Here is a 14,696-nt window from a genome sequence, read left to right on the forward strand (position 1 = left end):
GCGGGAGAGGGGTTGGGGGAGAGGGAAGCGGGCGCTTCCTGTAACCCTCGACGCTCGTTGACCCGCCCTGTTCCCTCTCCCCTACCCTCTCCCGCCAGCGGGAGAGGGGGCCGATAACGGGCGTTATCGACAAGGCGCGCGTCTTGCCGACTCGCTGCCCCTCACTCGTACAACGTACTGACGCACTCCGGCGACAGCGCCGCCCGCAGCGCCGCCAGCGTGTCATCCGACGGCACCACCTGCCAGGCCTGGCCCAGCACCGCCTCGCAGACCGCCGAGGCGCTCGCGTACTGGATGCAGACCGGCAGGCCCGCCGCGCCAGCGGAGGCGGCCAGGTGCGGCGTCAGCAGCTCGCGCAGCATCGCGGTCGACGAATTGCCGTTCAGCGACAGCTTCAGCGCGCGCGCATGGCGGATGCGGGCGGTGGTCAGGTCCATCACCGTTTCCGCGGTGAAGCGCACGCCGCCGGTGAAGGTGTCGTGGCGCGCGTTGCCCTGCGCGATCAGCAGCTCGTCCTCGCGGAACATGTGCCGGTTGGCGTCGAACACCTCGTTGAACACCGTCATCTCGATCTGCCCGGTGCCGTCGTCGAGCAGCACGATCAGCATCTTGCCGCGCTGGGTCATCTGGGTGCGGATGCCGGTGATCACGCCGGCGACCATCTTGCCGCGCACGTCGCGGCCATAGCCGCCGCCGTTGCCCTGCACTTCCTTTTCCAGCGCCGCCAGCGTGCCCTTGACGAAGCGCCGCACCTCGTCGCGATAGGCGTCGAACAGGTGGCCGGAGAAGTAATAGCCGAGCGCCTGCTTTTCTTCCTGCAGCATGCGCTTGGGCGTCCACGCCGGCTCGTCGATCAGCTCCGGGCGGTGCGCGTCGCCGTCGTCTGCCATCAGGTCGAACAGCGACACCTGGTTGGCCGACTCGGCCTTCTGCTCGGCGGCCTCCATCGCGCGCGGCACCGAGGCCAGCAGCTGGGCGCGATTCGGATGCAGCGTGTCGAAGGCGCCGGCGCGGATCAGCGCTTCGATCGTGCGGCGGTTGACCTGGCGGCGGTCGACGCGCTCGCAGAAGTCGAACAGGTCGGTAAAAGGCCGTTCCTCGCGCGCGCGCAGGATGTCCTCGATCGCGCCCTGGCCGGAGCCCTTGATGCCGCCCAAACCGTAGCGGATCGTCTTCGCATCGGTCGGGGCGAAACGGTATTCGCTGGCATTGACGTCCGGCGGCAGCACGCGCAGCCCGTTGGCGCGGCAATCCTCGTAGAGGATCTTGACCTTGTCGGTGTCGTCCATCGCCAGCGACATGTTGGCCGCCATGAATTCGGCCGGATGATGCGCCTTCAACCAGGCCGTGTAGTAGGCCAGCAGCGCATAGGCGGCGGCGTGCGACTTGTTGAAGCCGTAGCCGGCGAACTTCTCCATCAGGTCGAAGATCTCGTCGGCCTTGTCGGACGACAGCCCGTTCTTCGCGGCGCCCTCGCGGAACAGCTCGCGGTGCTTGGCCATCTCCTCGGGCTTCTTCTTGCCCATCGCGCGGCGCAGCAGGTCGGCGCCACCGAGCGAGTAGCCGCCGATGATCTGCGCCATCTGCATCACCTGCTCCTGATAGACCATGATGCCGTAGGTCTCTTTCAGGACGGGTTCGACGCGCGGGTCAGGATATTCCACCTTCTCGCGGCCGTGCTTGCGCGCGCAGAAGCTGGGGATCAGGTCCATCGGGCCGGGGCGGTACAGCGACACCAGCGCGATGATGTCCTCGAAGCGGTCGGGCTTGGCGTCCTTGAGCATGCCCTGCATGCCGCGGCTTTCCAGCTGGAACACTGCCACGGTGTTGGCGGACTTCAGGATGTCGAAGGCGGCCGGATCGTCGAGCGGAATCTGGCTGCAGTTCCAGTCGGCCTTGCCCGGATCGAGCCGGCGGATATAGCGCTCGGCCCAGTCGAGGATCGTCAGCGTGGTCAGGCCCAGAAAGTCGAACTTGACCAGGCCCGCGGCCTCGACATCATCCTTGTCGTACTGGCTGACCACGCCGCTCATGCCGTCGTTCTGGCCGCCCTGCGTGTACAGCGGACAGAAGTCCGTCAGCTTGCCCGGCGCGATCAGCACGCCGCCCGCGTGCATGCCGACGTTGCGGGTCATGCCTTCGACGCGCTGCGCCAGCTCGAGCAGCTGGCGCACTTCCTCCTCGTTGTTCTCGCGCTCGGTCAGCAGCGGCTCTTCCTTCTTGGCCTCCTCGATCGTCACCAGCTTGCCGGGTTTGAACGGGATCAGCTTGGCCACGCCGTCGACGAAGTTGTAGCCCAGATCGAGCACGCGGCCGACGTCGCGCACCGCGGCCTTGGCGGCCATCGTGCCGAAGGTGGCGATCTGCGACACCGCGTCCTTGCCGTACTTCTCCTTGACGTACTGGATCACGCGATCGCGGCCGTGCTGGCAGAAGTCGATATCGAAGTCGGGCATCGACACCCGCTCCGGATTCAGGAAACGCTCGAACAGCAGCGCGTATTTCAGCGGATCGAGGTCGGTGATGCCGAGCGCGTAGGCGACCAGCGAGCCGGCGCCCGAGCCGCGCCCCGGACCGACCGGCACGCCGTTGTTCTTGGCCCAGTTGATGAAGTCGGCCACGATCAGGAAGTAGCCGGGGAACCCCATCTTGATGATGATGCCGGTCTCGAACTCGAGCCGCGCGTAGTACTCGGGACGCTTGGCCTCGCGCGTCGCCTCGTCGGGGAACAGCACTTCGAGACGGCGCTCCAGCCCTTCCTTCGACATGTGCACCAGATAGTCGTCCAGCGACATGCCGTCCGGCGTCGGGAACAGCGGCAGGCGCGGCTTGCCGAGCTCGAGCGTCAGGTTGCATCGGCGCGCGATCTGCACCGCGTTCTCGAGCGCCGACGGGATGTCGGCGAACAGCGCGCACATCTCGTCCTGCGTCTTGAAATACTGGTCGGTGGTGAAGCGGCGCGCGCGGCGCGGATTGGCCAGCAGCTCGCCCTCGGCGATACAGACGCGCGCCTCGTGCGCGGTATGGTCGTCGGGGGTCATGAACTGGACCGGATGCGTCGCGACCACCGGCAGCTGCAGCGCGGCAGCGAGCTGGACCGCGCGTTGCACATAAGCCTCGGTACCGGGATGGCCGGCGCGCTGCAGCTCGATGTAGTAGCGCTGCGGAAACACGCTGGCCCAATGCTGGGCGGCGCGCCGCGCGGCCGCCTCGTTGCCGTTGGCCAGCGCCTGCCCCACGTCGCCGCCCATCGCGCCGGACAGCGCGATCAGGCCGGTCGACAGCGGCAGGCCGTCCTCGCCGGGTTCCTCGAACCAGCCGGGCTCGAGTTCGGCGCGGCCGCGGTACTGGTTCGACAGCCAGGCGCGCGACAGCAGCACGCACAGGTTCAGATAGCCGCGCCGGTCCTGCACCAGCAGCAGCATGCGCGCCGGCTTGTCGCGATCGTCGGCGTTGGTCAGCCAGACGTCGGCGCCGACGATCGGCTTGACGCCGCCGCCGCGCGCCTCCTTGTAGAAGCGGATCAGGCCGAAGGCATTGGCCAGGTCGGTCAGCGCGAGCGCGCCCATGCCATCGGCGGCGGCGGCCTTGACCGCATCCTCGAGGCGGACGATGCCGTCGACGATCGAGTATTCGGAATGGAGACGGAGATGTACGAAGCGGGGCGAAGACATGGGCGCCATTGTACCGGCGCAGGCTGTTTGCCGGGCCGCCGGCAGGCAACGAAATCCGCATCCGGATGCGGTTGCGCGGCGATCGGGCCGGCGGGCGCGGCGCCGTCCGTCCGCCCGAACCGCTATAATTTCGCGTTTCCAGTCAGGCAGTTAATGGCGGCAGCGGGTGGCTGCGCGGCGCGGTCCACGGACCTGTCCCGGCGCCTTCTCCGGCGCTTCATCCGGCGCGTCGCCGGCGCGTCCGACATGCCGCCACGCCATCCTCCGCAGTCCATGCCGCAGTCCATGCAGATCGTCAATATTTCCGCCTACAAATTCGTCACGCTGGACGACATCGAGACGCTGCGCGCGGCCCTGCGCGAGCGCTGCGAAGCGGCCGGGCTCAAGGGCACCGTGCTGCTCGCCCCCGAAGGGATCAATCTGTTCCTGGCCGGCAGCCGCGAAGGCATCGACGACGTGGCGGGCTGGCTGCGCGCCGATCCGCGCTTCGCCGACCTCGAACCGAAGGAGAGCCTGTCGGAAACGCAGCCGTTCAAGCGGATGCTGGTGCGGATCAAGCGCGAGATCATCACGATGAAGATGCCGCTGATCCGGCCGGAGGAAGGCCGCGCGCCGTCGGTACGCCCCGCCGACCTCAAGCGCTGGCTCGACCAGGGCCATGACGACGAGGGCCGGCCGGTGGTGATGCTCGACACGCGCAATGCCTTCGAGGTCGCGGTCGGCACCTTCGAGCAGGCGGTCGACTACGGGCTGCAGAAGTTCAGCGATTTCCCGGCGGTGGTCGCCGAGCACAAGGACGAGTTCGCCGGCAAGACCGTGGTGTCGTTCTGCACCGGCGGCATCCGCTGCGAGAAGGGTGCGATCCATATGCAGCAGGCCGGCATCGAACGCGTCTATCAGCTCGAGGGCGGCATCCTGAAGTACTTCGAGGAGGTCGGCGGCAGCCACTATCGCGGCGACTGCTTCGTCTTCGACTACCGCACCGCGCTCAATCCCGAACTGCAGCCGGCCGGACCGAAGCAGTGCTTTGCCTGCCGGGCCGTGGTCACGCCCGAGGAGCAGCAGAGCCCGCACTACGTCGTGGGCGTCAGCTGCCCGCACTGCCATGCCGACCGTGCGGCGCAGCGCGAGTCCGAATCGAAGCAGGAAGGGAAAGCGGCGCGGGCCTGATTGCCTGCACGCCGTCGCAAGGCATGCGCCCGCGCGCTAGGCCGCCAACAGGTGGTACAGATTGCGCAGCATGCCCGCGGTCGCGCCCCAGATAAAACGGTGCCCGCCGCCCTCGCGCGGATACGGCATCGCATAGAACATCCGTTCGCCATCGACCCAGCGGAACAGCCGCCGCTGATGGCGCGACGGATCCATCAGGAAGGCCAGCGGCACCTCGAACACATCGGCGACCTCGCGCGCATCGGGGCGCAGCGTGAAGCCATCGCGCACCAGGCCCACGACCGGGCTGACATGAAAACCGGTGCCGGTGATGTAGTCCGGCAGCGCGCCCAGCACCTCGATGTAATCCCGTCCCAGCCCGATCTCCTCCTCGGTTTCCCGCAGCGCGGTGGCGACCCGGTTGGCGTCCTCTGGCTCCCAGCGGCCGCCGGGAAAGCTGATCTGCCCCGCGTGCGCGCTTAGATTGGCGTTGCGCTGCGTCAGCAGCACGGTCAGGCCGTCGGCGCGCTGCACCAGCGGCACCAGCACCGCGGCGTCGCGCAGGCTCTGCCTGGGATCGTAGGCGCGCGACTCGTCGGTCAGCTCGGGCTGCCAGGCCGGCGGGGTCAGGAAACGATGGCGGATGAAGTCGGGCCGCAGGCGCGGCTCGGAAAGCGGTGGATGTTGGCTGTCGACGGAGACGATCGGCAGCGCTTCGGGATCGAAGGCGGGGCGCATAGCGGCACAAGTATGACAGAGGTCGCCGCGGCGCATCGGCGGCCCGGCGAGACGGCGGCATGGCCACGATGTGGGCGGCCATGGGGCCACCATGCAAAAAGGGCACCCGAAGGTGCCCTCGAAGACGGGGCGCGAACCCCGTCGATCGCTCCGGCCGGCGTGGCCGGCCAGGCGCTGCGTCTTACTCGGCAGCGACCGCGGCCTTGGAGGCCTTGGTGACGAGCTTTTCCTTGATGCGAGCGGACTTGCCCGAACGCTGGCGCAGATAGTACAGCTTGGCACGGCGCACATCGCCGCGACGCTTGACTTCGATGCCGGCGATCAGCGGCGAGTACAGCTGGAACGTACGCTCCACGCCCTCACCCGACGAGATCTTGCGCACGATGAAGGACGAATTCAGGCCACGGTTGCGCTTGGCGATCACCACGCCTTCGTAAGCCTGCACGCGCTTGCGGTTGCCTTCGACCACGTTCACGTTGACGACGACGGTGTCGCCCGGCGCGAATGCGGGGATGGTCTTGTTCGCGGTCAGACGCGCGATCTCTTCCTTCTCGATCTGCTCGATGATGTTCATCGTTTCTTCTCCTGTGCCATCGTGCCGGCGTTGCATGCCTCGCCTGATGGCGCGGCCCCGACAGAGGATGGGGTTTCAACTGGCGGAGGCTTGCCCCCGCCCTTCCTTCGCCGCCCACTCCGACAAGAAGCTCTCGTCGGCCTTGGTCAGCAAACCTTGACGGCGCGCGGACTCGATCAGGTCGGGCCGCTTGCGCGCCGTATTGGCCAGCGCCTGGCGGCGCCGCCATTTTTCGATCTCGGCGTGATGGCCGCCGAGCAGAATGTCGGGGACCCGCACGCCTTCGTATTCCTCGGGCCGCGTGTAGTGCGGACAATCGAGCAGCCCGTTGACGAAGCTGTCCTGCACCGCGGATTGCGCATCGCCCAGCACGCCGGGCAGCAGCCGCACCACCGCGTCGATCAGCGCCATCGCCGGCAGCTCCCCGCCGGACAGCACGAAATCGCCGAGGCTGATTTCCTCGTCGACGCGGCGGTCGATCAGGCGCTGGTCGATCGCCTCGTAGCGGCCGCAGATCAGCACCAGCCCGGGGCGCCGCGCCAGCTCGACCACCTTGGCGTGCGTCAGCGGCGCGCCCTGCGGCGACATCAGCACCACGTGGGCAGGGCTGGCACCGGCATCCGCCTGCGCCGCCACCGCGGCGTCGATGGCATCTTCCAGCGGCCTGGCCAGCATCACCATGCCGGGTCCGCCCCCGTAGGGACGGTCGTCGATGGTGCGGTAGTTATCCGTGGTGAAGTCCCGCGGATTCCAGCTGCGCAGCGTATAGCGCTGCTGCTTGGCGGCCCGGCTGGTGATGCCCCAGTCGGTCAGCGCGCGGAACATCTCCGGGAACAGCGTGATCACGTCGAACTGCATCCGTCTCACTCCTGTTCCATTGCCGCCATTACCTGCCGTTGCCTTGCCGCCCTTGGTGCCGTGGCTAGTAGTCCAGTCCCCAGTCCACCACGATGCGCCTGCCGTCGATATCGACGTGGCGCAGATAGGCGTCGACGAAGGGAATCAGACGCTCGCCCGGCTTGCCGTCCGGCAGCGCGTAGGCAACCTGCAGGATCTGGTGGGCGCCGTTGTCGATCAGCCCGGCGACTTCGCCCAGGGCCTCGCCCTGTTCGTTGCTCACCGTGCAGCCGATCAGATCGACCCAGTAAAACTCGTTCTCTTCGGGCGCGGGGAAATCCTCGCGCCGGATCCAGACGCGGCGCCCCTTGAGCGCCTCGGCCAGATTGCGGTCCGCCACACCGGATGCCTGCGCCACCACCGTGCCGCTATGCTCGCGCGACTGGGCGATCTTCAGGCACAGCGGTTCCGCATCGCGCGCCGCGGACTGGGCCACCGGCCGCGAAGCCGGAGCTTCGGGCTGCAGCAACCACCAGCGCCGCGCATGCAGCAAGGCGCCGGCATCCTGGGCATGGGGCTGGACCTTGATCCAGCCGCGCACGCCATACGCCGCGGCGACATAGCCGACCTCGATCAGGTCTTCGGGCAGAGCTTGTGCATGCACCAGCGCGGCGGGGATACGCACCTCGCGCACCTCGCGCGGCGTGCCGGTCCCGGCCCCTTTCCCGGTGGCACCGGGCGGCAGGTTCAACGGCCGCCGTTGCGTGCCGCGCGCGGACGTGGCCACGGCAGACTAGCGGTAGTGAAAATCAGACAGCGAAAATCAGGCAGCGGCCTTGGCGCCCTGCTTGACCAGACGGGCGACGGTCGGCGACAGTTGGGCGCCAACGCCTTGCCAGTAGGTCAGGCGGTCTTGCGCCAGACGCAGACCTTCTTCGCCTTGCGAAGCCAGCGGGTTGTAGAAGCCGATACGCTCGATGAAACGGCCGTCGCGGCGGTTGCGCGAATCAGCTGCAACGATATTGAAGAACGGGCGCTTCTTGCTGCCGCCACGGGCCAGACGGATTACGACCATGGGTGAATTCCTCGAAAAACGGGGTGTTCGAACACGAAACACAAGAGTATAGCCCAATTACTGAGGCCAAACAAACACTTAGGGTGTCCGACGGCGGTGTGGGCCGATTGACGGCCGCGTCACGCGTCGGCATCGTGGCAAAAACACCAATTGCAGGAGGGGTCGTGCGCTACTTCAGTCACTTTTCCACCATCCTGGCCGGCTTTGCCGCCGCGCTGTTCCAGACGATTGTGCCGAGCGCGCAAGCCCAGTCGCTGGAGCAGATCCAGTTGCCGCCCGGCTTTCGCATCGAGCGGCTGACCGGCGACGTGCCAGAGGCGCGCGGCATGACCTTTTCTCCGGGCGGCACACTGTACGTCGGCAGCCGCGGCGCCGGCAAGGTCTACGCGGTGCAGGCGCCGCTCAGCGGCAAGCCGGTGGTCCATACGGTCGTCAGCGGCCTGACGCTGCCGATCGGCGTGGCGTGGCGCGACGGCGCGCTCTATACCTCGTCGGTCTCGCGCATCCTGCGGCTGGACGGCATCGAACAGCGCCTGTCCAATCCGCCCAAGCCAGTCGTCATCAACAACCAGCTGCCTAGCGAGACCCACCACGGCGGCCGCTTCATCGCCTTCGGACCGGACGGCTACCTGTACGTGCCGATCGGCGCGCCCTGCAACGTCTGCACGCGCGACGAGGGCCGCTACGCCAACGTGATGAAGATGAAGCCGGACGGCACGGACCTGCAGGTCGTGGCCAAGGGCGTGCGCAACACCGTCGGCTTCGACTGGCATCCGGCCACCGGCGAGCTGTGGTTCACCGACAACGGCCGCGACTGGCTTGGCGACGACCAGCCACCCGACGAGCTGAACCGGGCGCCGCGTGCCGGGCTGCATTTCGGCTTTCCGTATTGCCACGCCGGTGATCTGCGCGATCCGGAGTTCGGCAAGCAGCGTCCCTGCTCCGAGTTCCAGCCGCCGGTGGCCCGCCTGGGCCCGCACGTGGCCGCGCTTGGCATGCGCTTCTACACCGGCACGCAGTTCCCCGCCGAATATCGCAACAACATCTTCATCGCCGAACACGGCAGCTGGAACCGCAGCGAACGGATCGGCTACCGCATCACGCGCGTGGTGCTCGACGACAGCGGCAAGGCGGTCAGGCAGGAGGTGTTCGCGCAGGGGTGGCTGCAGGACGGCCAACCGTGGGGCCGGCCCGCCGATGTCGAGGTCGCGCCCGACGGTTCGTTGCTGGTCAGCGACGATATGGCCGGCGCAATCTACCGCATCCGCTATGCGCCATAGCCGAGGCGACGACCGTCGATCGCCGTCGCGGGCGGCGCGCGCGCGGGCGGCGCCGGAGATGAGAACAGACCGCATTCGCAGGCGAAACAATCCGTTACACCGGTAACGGGATTGGCATAGGCGCCTGCTGGCAGCGCTGCGTACCATGATCCCAATCTTCTTGATAACGACAGCAAGCGAAGGCTCTGGGATTCCGCATGCTTTTCCGCTCTCTCCTGCGCGACGCCGCGGCCGCCACCGTGCTGGTGGCGTCGGTGCTCGGCCTTGCGGCCCTGAGCCATGCTCAGGGCGGCTGGTCGCGGCAAGGCGCCGACATGCGGGATGGTTTCGGTGCGCGCCTGCTGCCGACCGGCATGGAACGCACCGTGATGCGCGCGGAAAGCCCCGATCACGTCCGTGCCCAGATCGAGCGGATGGAGGCGCGTGCCCGCGCCGACAGCCGGCTGAACGGGCGCCCGAGCCCACCCGCCGAACGCGCGGTTCCCGAACGTACGCCGACTTCCGACCGCAGCGCGCAGAACGGCAGCGGCGTGTCCGGTGACAATCGCCCCGCCAATGTCGGACCCGGCTGGCAAGGCTCCGGGCGCGAGACCACCCGCTAGTCGCGCTCCTCCCCATCCTGACTGCCACAGCGGCCGCCCCTACGCGGCCGCCTTGCTGTCGCGCGTGTTCAGGCGCTTTTTTGCGCTTCCAGCCGGGATCGCTGGCGCGATTCCCGCAGCCTTCGCCGATCGCGATGGGCTCGAAACTCCCCGCCGGAACTCCACCCCTCTTTCAACGGTCCAATAGCTTGTGGCGGCCGTAGCTGCGCCGCCACCTGGCTGCCGCCCGGCGCTGACCGGTGTTCAGCAGCGTGCCGTCGATCGCAGGCGGCGAACGCACACTGACATGCCCTCTCCTTCGGATCGTGTCGCGATGGGCGCGGCCTTCGTCCAACCAACCGACGAGGTTCGTATGCTATCCATGCTGACCGACCTGGCTCGACACGCGGGCCAGCTCACTCTGACCGTGCTGTTCATGGGAATTCTGGCTGCCGTGCTGTACGGCGAAACCAATCTCGGCGTCCTGCTGGGCGTCGTGTCGAACGCGCCGCGCTGACGGCCATCGGACGCTGCTGCAAGACAGGTCATTGCAGGTTTTGCACCAGCGCCCCCCGGCCGGTGGTCGACTCACGATCCGCCGGCCTTCAACCAGGTCATCGAAGCGGGCGGTGCGGCGTACAATGTGCGCTGCACTGCCCGCTTCCATCGTAGGGCCGCCGGCCCGGTGCCCTTGTCGGCCCCGGTCCGAATCTCGGCAGATTTTCCCTTCCCCACGTCCACGCCCATGTCCGCCGCTCCGTCCTCCGCCTCGCCCGCCTCTCCCGCCATCGCCGCCGGCATGGACCGCGCGCCGAGGCGCAAATCGAAGCTGCTGACCGTGGCGCTGGCGTTCCTGCTCGGCAGCCTCGGGGCCCACCGCTTCTATCTTGGCGGCCTGCGCGACCGCTATGGCTGGCTGCACCTGCTGGCCACGCTGGCCGGCGTGCTGGGCATCGCCTCGATGGTGCTGCACGTCGGCGCGCCGGCGCTGAACTGGACCTTTGCGGTGGCGGGCGGCGCCTCGGTGATCAGCGCCTTCCTGGCGGCGATCGTCTACGGGCTGCGGCCGGACGAGCGCTGGGACGCGCGCTTCAATGCGGACGGCGAGCCGACCCGCTCCGGCTGGCCTGTCGTGATCCTGGTGATCCTGTCGCTGCTGATCGGCACCGGCCTGCTGATGGCGGGGCTCGCCATCAGCTTCCAGACGTTCTTCGAGTCGCAGGTCGAAGCGGCGCGCGAGCTGTCGCAATAGCACCGACGAAGACCGTCCGCGGCGAGCAGGCACGCCATGCGCGCACCCTTCGTTTTGCTGATCCACGTCAACCCCATTCCGGCATTCGTCGCCCATACTGAACCCGTTGTTTGCCAGGTCGGTGAACCCCAGGAGTGGACATGAACGTTCCCAGCTATGAAGTGGGCCGGGTGGCCGCGTTGACCGTCAGACTGATGCGCGCGTCCGGCCTGTCGCACGACGACGCGGTCGCGGCGCTGGATCTGGCCTGCAGGATGATGGACGACGACATGGCGCCGCGGCCGGCCGCCCCGGTGCGGGCAGGCGCAGTGCGTCCCCCTGCCGCGGCGAACCCTGTGCGGCCGGGCCGGCAATGAGCTAGGCCGCCGCCAGCCAGTGGCGCACCGCGGGGTGTACCGTCTCGCGCCAGCGTGCGCCGCTGAACAGGCCATAGTGGTCGCATCGCTCGATCGTCAGCCGTTCGCGGCACCGTGCCGGCAGGCCGCTGCACAGTCCCTGCGCCGCATGCGTCTGCCCCGGTCCCGAAATATCGTCGCGCTCGGCTTCGACCGTCAGCAAGCGGGTTCGCCGCAGACTGTCGGGACGCACCATCTCGCCGCCGACCCGCCACGCGCCCTTGGGCAGCAGCATCTGCTGGAACACCACGCGCAGCGTGTCGAAGAAGAATTCCGCGGTCATGTCCAGCACGGCGCCGTATTGCGCGACGGCACGCTCGATCTCGCGCGCGGTATCGGCATCGGCGGCCTGGCGCCGGCATAGCCAGTCGAACATCAGCGTCGCATGGCGGTCCGGCTGCGCCGCGACCAGCGCCGGATATTGCAGAAAGCCTGGATAGATGCGCCGTCCGGCGCCGGCATAACCGCTCGGCACCACATCGATCGCGGTCGCCTCGAGCCACGACAGCGACAGCGTGGCGGCGACGCGATCGAGCGTGGTCGGCCCCAGCCGCGCATCGATCGGCCCGCCCATCAGCGTCAACGTCGCCGGCTCGGCGCCATCGGCCTGCGCCATGCGCGAGACCGCGGCCAGCGCCGGCACTGTCGCCTGGCAGACCGCCAGCACATGCAGACCGGCAGGATCGAGCTGGCGGATGAATCGCTCCACCAACAGTACGTAGTCGTCGAGACCGAACGCGCCGGCTTCGCGCGGCACATCGCGCGCATCGGCCCAGTCGGTGACGTAGACGTCCGCATGCGGGAGCAGCGCCGCGACGGTATCTCGCATCAGCACCGCGCGATGCCCCGCCAGCGGCGCGCACAGTAGCACGCGCGAGCGCGGCTTGCGGCGGGACGGCGACGCACACTGGAACGTCCGCAGCGTGCAGAACGGCGTCACGGACACCGTGCTTTCGGCCACCGGCGTGCGCACGCCATCCACCTCGATATCCTCGAGTTCGAAATCGGCCGTGCCGAACGGCGCAAGCCAGGTCTGGAACCAGCGGTAGTAGTGCTCGAAACGGCGACGGTGCGTGGCCGCGGCCAGCGGATACGGCCCGGCGGCGAGCGCCTGCTGGGCCAGCTCGCCCCAGATCACGACCGGATCGAAGGCACGGCCGCCGTGCTGCATCAGATGGATCATGGCTTCCCCAAGGCGGCGCCGGGACGGGCAGGCGCCGCGGATCGAACAGCCATTATGGACAGCGTGCCGGGCTTGTACAAACCCGCAGGTTCAGAACAGCGAACCTTGCGCGTCGTCCTCCGGCTTGCGGGCGCCTCGCGCGCCGCGTCGCGCGCCGGCCGGCGGCGCGGGCGGGACGAACTGCGAGGTATCCAGATCGAAGCGGTGATAGCGAAAGCCGAGGCGTTCGGCCGCCTTGTGAAAGCGCTGGCGCATCAGGTCCGCCCAGACGCCGGTGCCGCGCATGCGGGTCGAGAAATCGGAATCGTAATCCTTGCCCCCGCGCATCTCGCGCACGCGATTCATCACGCGCTCGGCCCGGTCGGGGAAATGCGCCTCGAGCCATTGCTGGAACAGTGGCGCGACCTCCCATGGCAGGCGCAGCACGATGTAGTTCGCATAGACGGCGCCGGCCTCGCGCGCGGCCTCCAGAATGCGCTCCAGATCGGGCTCGGTGATGAAGGGAATGACCGGCGCCACGCTGACCGCGACCGGAATGCCAGCCTCCGACAGCGTGCGGATGGTCCGCAGCCGCCGCGACGGCGTGGCCGCGCGCGGCTCCAGCGTGCGGGCGATCCCGGCATCGAGCGTGGTGATCGTGATCGCGGCGACCGCGAGCCGCCGGGCCGCCATCGGCGCCAGCAGATCGATGTCGCGCTCGATCAGCGACGACTTGGTGATCAGCGCCACCGGATGGTGGCATTCGTGCAGCACCTCGAGCACCTGACGCGTGATGCGCTGGGTCCGCTCGATCGGCTGATAGGCGTCGGTGTTGACGCCCAGCGCGATCAGCTCGCACCGGTAGGACGGCCGCGACAGCGCCTCGCGCAGCCGCTCGGCGGCATTGGTCTTGGCGTACAGCTGCGTCTCGAAATCCAGGCCCGGCGACAGGTCGAGATAGGCGTGCGTCGGCCGCGCGAAGCAATAGATGCAGCCGTGCTCGCAGCCGCGATAGGGGTTCAGCGAGACGCCGAACGGGATGTCCGGCGACGAATTGCGGCTCAGGATCGAGCGCGCCTGCTCCTGCGTGACGCGGGTGATCAGCTTCGGCGGCGCCGGTTCGGCAGCGGCGCCTTCGCCGCCCTCGCCGCCCGCGATCGCCTCGTGCTCGCCGATGTCCGCCGGACCCCAGCCATCGTCGAAGGGCTCGCGGGTATCCCGCTCGAAGCGCCCCTGCAGATTGCTGACCGCACCGCGGCCCTTCAGCGGTCGAAGCGGCGGCCGAAGTGGCGGCCGAGGCGGCGCCGATTCGTCAGGGACGTCATCCGCCGGCCGGTCCGGATCGTACTGACCGATGTGGCGCCCGTTGCGCGCGTTGTCCTTCATCTCATGCAGGCTGGCTCTTCTCGTCGACCGGGATGGCCAGCGTCTCCTTGATCTCTTCCATCACGACATAACTCTTGGACTGGGCGGCCCCCGGAAGTTGCAGCAGGATGTCGCCCAGCAGCCGGCGATACTCGCCGATCTCGCGGATGCGCGCCTTGATCAGGTAGTCGAAATCGCCCGACACCAGATGGCACTCCATCACCTCGGGGATGCGCAGCACCTCGCGCCGGAACTGCTCGAACATGTTGCCGGCCTTGTTGTTCAGCGTGATCTCGACGAAGACCAGCAGTGCGCTGCCCAGCAGCGCCGGATTCAGGCGGGCGTAGTAGCCGATGATGACACCGTCGCGCTCCATCCGCTTGACCCGCTCGATGCACGGCGTGATGGTCAGCCCGACCGCCTCGGCGAGGTCCTTCATCGAGATTCGGCCGTCGGCCTGCAGCAGGGCCAGGATGCGGCGGTCGAGGCGGTCCAGGCCGCGTACCGGCTGTCGGGTCGTTCTCATGAATATTTCCTTTTTACGACAAATTTTCGGTAATTATGACTGGAATGAATCCAATACCATAGCGGATATACCTTCATACAATTGTCAT

At 68.0% G+C, this 14,696-nt stretch carries 15 protein-coding genes; 6 read left to right on the plus strand and 9 right to left on the minus strand.

Going from position 1 to position 14,696, the window contains the following annotated elements:
- Positions 1 to 161 precede the first annotated feature (161 nt).
- A complete protein-coding gene (gene dnaE / locus LRR16_RS02995) occupies positions 162 to 3,674 on the minus strand; it encodes a DNA polymerase III subunit alpha (RefSeq protein WP_006577003.1) in 3,513 nt (1,170 codons plus the stop codon).
- A 285-nt stretch (positions 3,675 to 3,959) separates the two neighbouring features.
- On the opposite strand from dnaE, the gene LRR16_RS03000 reads away from it, so the two are divergent.
- Complete coding sequence (locus LRR16_RS03000; RefSeq protein ID WP_232204945.1) at positions 3,960 to 4,844, plus strand: sulfurtransferase; 885 nt, start codon at positions 3,960 to 3,962, stop codon at positions 4,842 to 4,844.
- 36 nt (positions 4,845 to 4,880) lie between these two features.
- Here LRR16_RS03000 and LRR16_RS03005 read toward each other — a convergent pair whose 3' ends face one another.
- The 5 genes from LRR16_RS03005 to rpsP all read right to left on the minus strand — a co-directional run bounded on the left by LRR16_RS03005 (position 4,881) and on the right by rpsP (position 8,047).
- Positions 4,881 to 5,561 (minus strand): CoA pyrophosphatase, encoded by a 681-nt coding sequence (locus LRR16_RS03005; RefSeq protein WP_006577005.1) that lies wholly within the window; start codon positions 5,559 to 5,561, stop codon positions 4,881 to 4,883.
- 181 nt (positions 5,562 to 5,742) lie between these two features.
- Positions 5,743 to 6,135 carry a 50S ribosomal protein L19 gene (gene rplS, locus LRR16_RS03010; protein WP_006577006.1) on the minus strand — a complete coding sequence of 131 codons (393 nt, stop codon included), beginning with the start codon at positions 6,133 to 6,135 and terminating at the stop codon, positions 5,743 to 5,745.
- Positions 6,136 to 6,210: 75 nt separating this feature from the next.
- Positions 6,211 to 6,993: a tRNA (guanosine(37)-N1)-methyltransferase TrmD gene (trmD, locus tag LRR16_RS03015; protein WP_064572976.1), complete on the minus strand. Its 783-nt coding sequence runs from the start codon at positions 6,991 to 6,993 to the stop codon at positions 6,211 to 6,213.
- Positions 6,994 to 7,057: 64 nt separating this feature from the next.
- Positions 7,058 to 7,759, minus strand: a complete 702-nt coding sequence (gene rimM / locus LRR16_RS03020; protein ID WP_370646745.1) for a ribosome maturation factor RimM — start codon at positions 7,757 to 7,759, stop codon at positions 7,058 to 7,060.
- Between the two features lie 36 nt (positions 7,760 to 7,795).
- Positions 7,796 to 8,047 carry a 30S ribosomal protein S16 gene (gene rpsP / locus LRR16_RS03025; protein ID WP_006577009.1) on the minus strand — a complete coding sequence of 84 codons (252 nt, stop codon included), beginning with the start codon at positions 8,045 to 8,047 and terminating at the stop codon, positions 7,796 to 7,798.
- Between the two features lie 164 nt (positions 8,048 to 8,211).
- Between rpsP and LRR16_RS03030 the strand changes: the two genes are divergently transcribed.
- The 5 genes from LRR16_RS03030 to LRR16_RS03050 all read left to right on the plus strand — a co-directional run bounded on the left by LRR16_RS03030 (position 8,212) and on the right by LRR16_RS03050 (position 11,516).
- Positions 8,212 to 9,327, plus strand: coding sequence for a sorbosone dehydrogenase family protein (locus tag LRR16_RS03030; protein ID WP_231906240.1), 1,116 nt, complete (start codon positions 8,212 to 8,214; stop codon positions 9,325 to 9,327).
- A gap of 197 nt (positions 9,328 to 9,524) precedes the next feature.
- Positions 9,525 to 9,929, plus strand: a complete 405-nt coding sequence (locus tag LRR16_RS03035) for a hypothetical protein (protein ID WP_232204766.1) — start codon at positions 9,525 to 9,527, stop codon at positions 9,927 to 9,929.
- Positions 9,930 to 10,215: 286 nt separating this feature from the next.
- Positions 10,216 to 10,425 (plus strand): hypothetical protein, encoded by a 210-nt coding sequence (locus tag LRR16_RS03040; RefSeq protein WP_144425751.1) that lies wholly within the window; start codon positions 10,216 to 10,218, stop codon positions 10,423 to 10,425.
- A 228-nt stretch (positions 10,426 to 10,653) separates the two neighbouring features.
- Complete coding sequence (locus tag LRR16_RS03045) at positions 10,654 to 11,160, plus strand: TM2 domain-containing protein (RefSeq protein WP_064572970.1); 507 nt, start codon at positions 10,654 to 10,656, stop codon at positions 11,158 to 11,160.
- Positions 11,161 to 11,300: 140 nt separating this feature from the next.
- Complete coding sequence (locus LRR16_RS03050; RefSeq protein WP_232204767.1) at positions 11,301 to 11,516, plus strand: hypothetical protein; 216 nt, start codon at positions 11,301 to 11,303, stop codon at positions 11,514 to 11,516.
- A gap of 1 nt (position 11,517) precedes the next feature.
- Here LRR16_RS03050 and phaZ read toward each other — a convergent pair whose 3' ends face one another.
- The 3 genes from phaZ to LRR16_RS03065 all read right to left on the minus strand — a co-directional run bounded on the left by phaZ (position 11,518) and on the right by LRR16_RS03065 (position 14,608).
- Positions 11,518 to 12,738: a polyhydroxyalkanoate depolymerase gene (gene phaZ, locus LRR16_RS03055; protein ID WP_232204768.1), complete on the minus strand. Its 1,221-nt coding sequence runs from the start codon at positions 12,736 to 12,738 to the stop codon at positions 11,518 to 11,520.
- Positions 12,739 to 12,828: 90 nt separating this feature from the next.
- Positions 12,829 to 14,103, minus strand: a complete 1,275-nt coding sequence (locus LRR16_RS03060) for a PA0069 family radical SAM protein (RefSeq protein WP_232204769.1) — start codon at positions 14,101 to 14,103, stop codon at positions 12,829 to 12,831.
- A gap of 1 nt (position 14,104) precedes the next feature.
- A complete protein-coding gene (locus LRR16_RS03065; protein WP_006577018.1) occupies positions 14,105 to 14,608 on the minus strand; it encodes an Lrp/AsnC ligand binding domain-containing protein in 504 nt (167 codons plus the stop codon).
- Between the last annotated feature and the right edge of the window lie 88 nt (positions 14,609 to 14,696).

The organism is Cupriavidus sp. UGS-1, from assembly GCF_021213615.1.
Classification (GTDB): Bacteria; Pseudomonadota; Gammaproteobacteria; order Burkholderiales; family Burkholderiaceae; genus Cupriavidus.

What these genes read in the sequence shown, in the direction of transcription:
- LRR16_RS03060 (WP_232204769.1), bottom strand. Translation starts at nt 14,103, where the DNA reads ATGAAGGACAACGCGCGCAACGGGCGCCACATCGGTCAGTACGATCCG.
- rpsP (WP_006577009.1), bottom strand. Translation starts at nt 8,047, where the DNA reads ATGGTCGTAATCCGTCTGGCCCGTGGCGGCAGCAAGAAGCGCCCGTTC.
- LRR16_RS03035 (WP_232204766.1), top strand. Translation starts at nt 9,525, where the DNA reads ATGCTTTTCCGCTCTCTCCTGCGCGACGCCGCGGCCGCCACCGTGCTG.
- LRR16_RS03065 (WP_006577018.1), bottom strand. Translation starts at nt 14,608, where the DNA reads ATGAGAACGACCCGACAGCCGGTACGCGGCCTGGACCGCCTCGACCGC.
- LRR16_RS03005 (WP_006577005.1), bottom strand. Translation starts at nt 5,561, where the DNA reads ATGCGCCCCGCCTTCGATCCCGAAGCGCTGCCGATCGTCTCCGTCGAC.
- phaZ (WP_232204768.1), bottom strand. Translation starts at nt 12,738, where the DNA reads ATGATCCATCTGATGCAGCACGGCGGCCGTGCCTTCGATCCGGTCGTG.
- LRR16_RS03050 (WP_232204767.1), top strand. Translation starts at nt 11,301, where the DNA reads ATGAACGTTCCCAGCTATGAAGTGGGCCGGGTGGCCGCGTTGACCGTC.
- dnaE (WP_006577003.1), bottom strand. Translation starts at nt 3,674, where the DNA reads ATGTCTTCGCCCCGCTTCGTACATCTCCGTCTCCATTCCGAATACTCG.
- rplS (WP_006577006.1), bottom strand. Translation starts at nt 6,135, where the DNA reads ATGAACATCATCGAGCAGATCGAGAAGGAAGAGATCGCGCGTCTGACC.
- LRR16_RS03040 (WP_144425751.1), top strand. Translation starts at nt 10,216, where the DNA reads ATGCCCTCTCCTTCGGATCGTGTCGCGATGGGCGCGGCCTTCGTCCAA.
- LRR16_RS03045 (WP_064572970.1), top strand. Translation starts at nt 10,654, where the DNA reads ATGTCCGCCGCTCCGTCCTCCGCCTCGCCCGCCTCTCCCGCCATCGCC.
- LRR16_RS03000 (WP_232204945.1), top strand. Translation starts at nt 3,960, where the DNA reads ATGCAGATCGTCAATATTTCCGCCTACAAATTCGTCACGCTGGACGAC.
- trmD (WP_064572976.1), bottom strand. Translation starts at nt 6,993, where the DNA reads ATGCAGTTCGACGTGATCACGCTGTTCCCGGAGATGTTCCGCGCGCTG.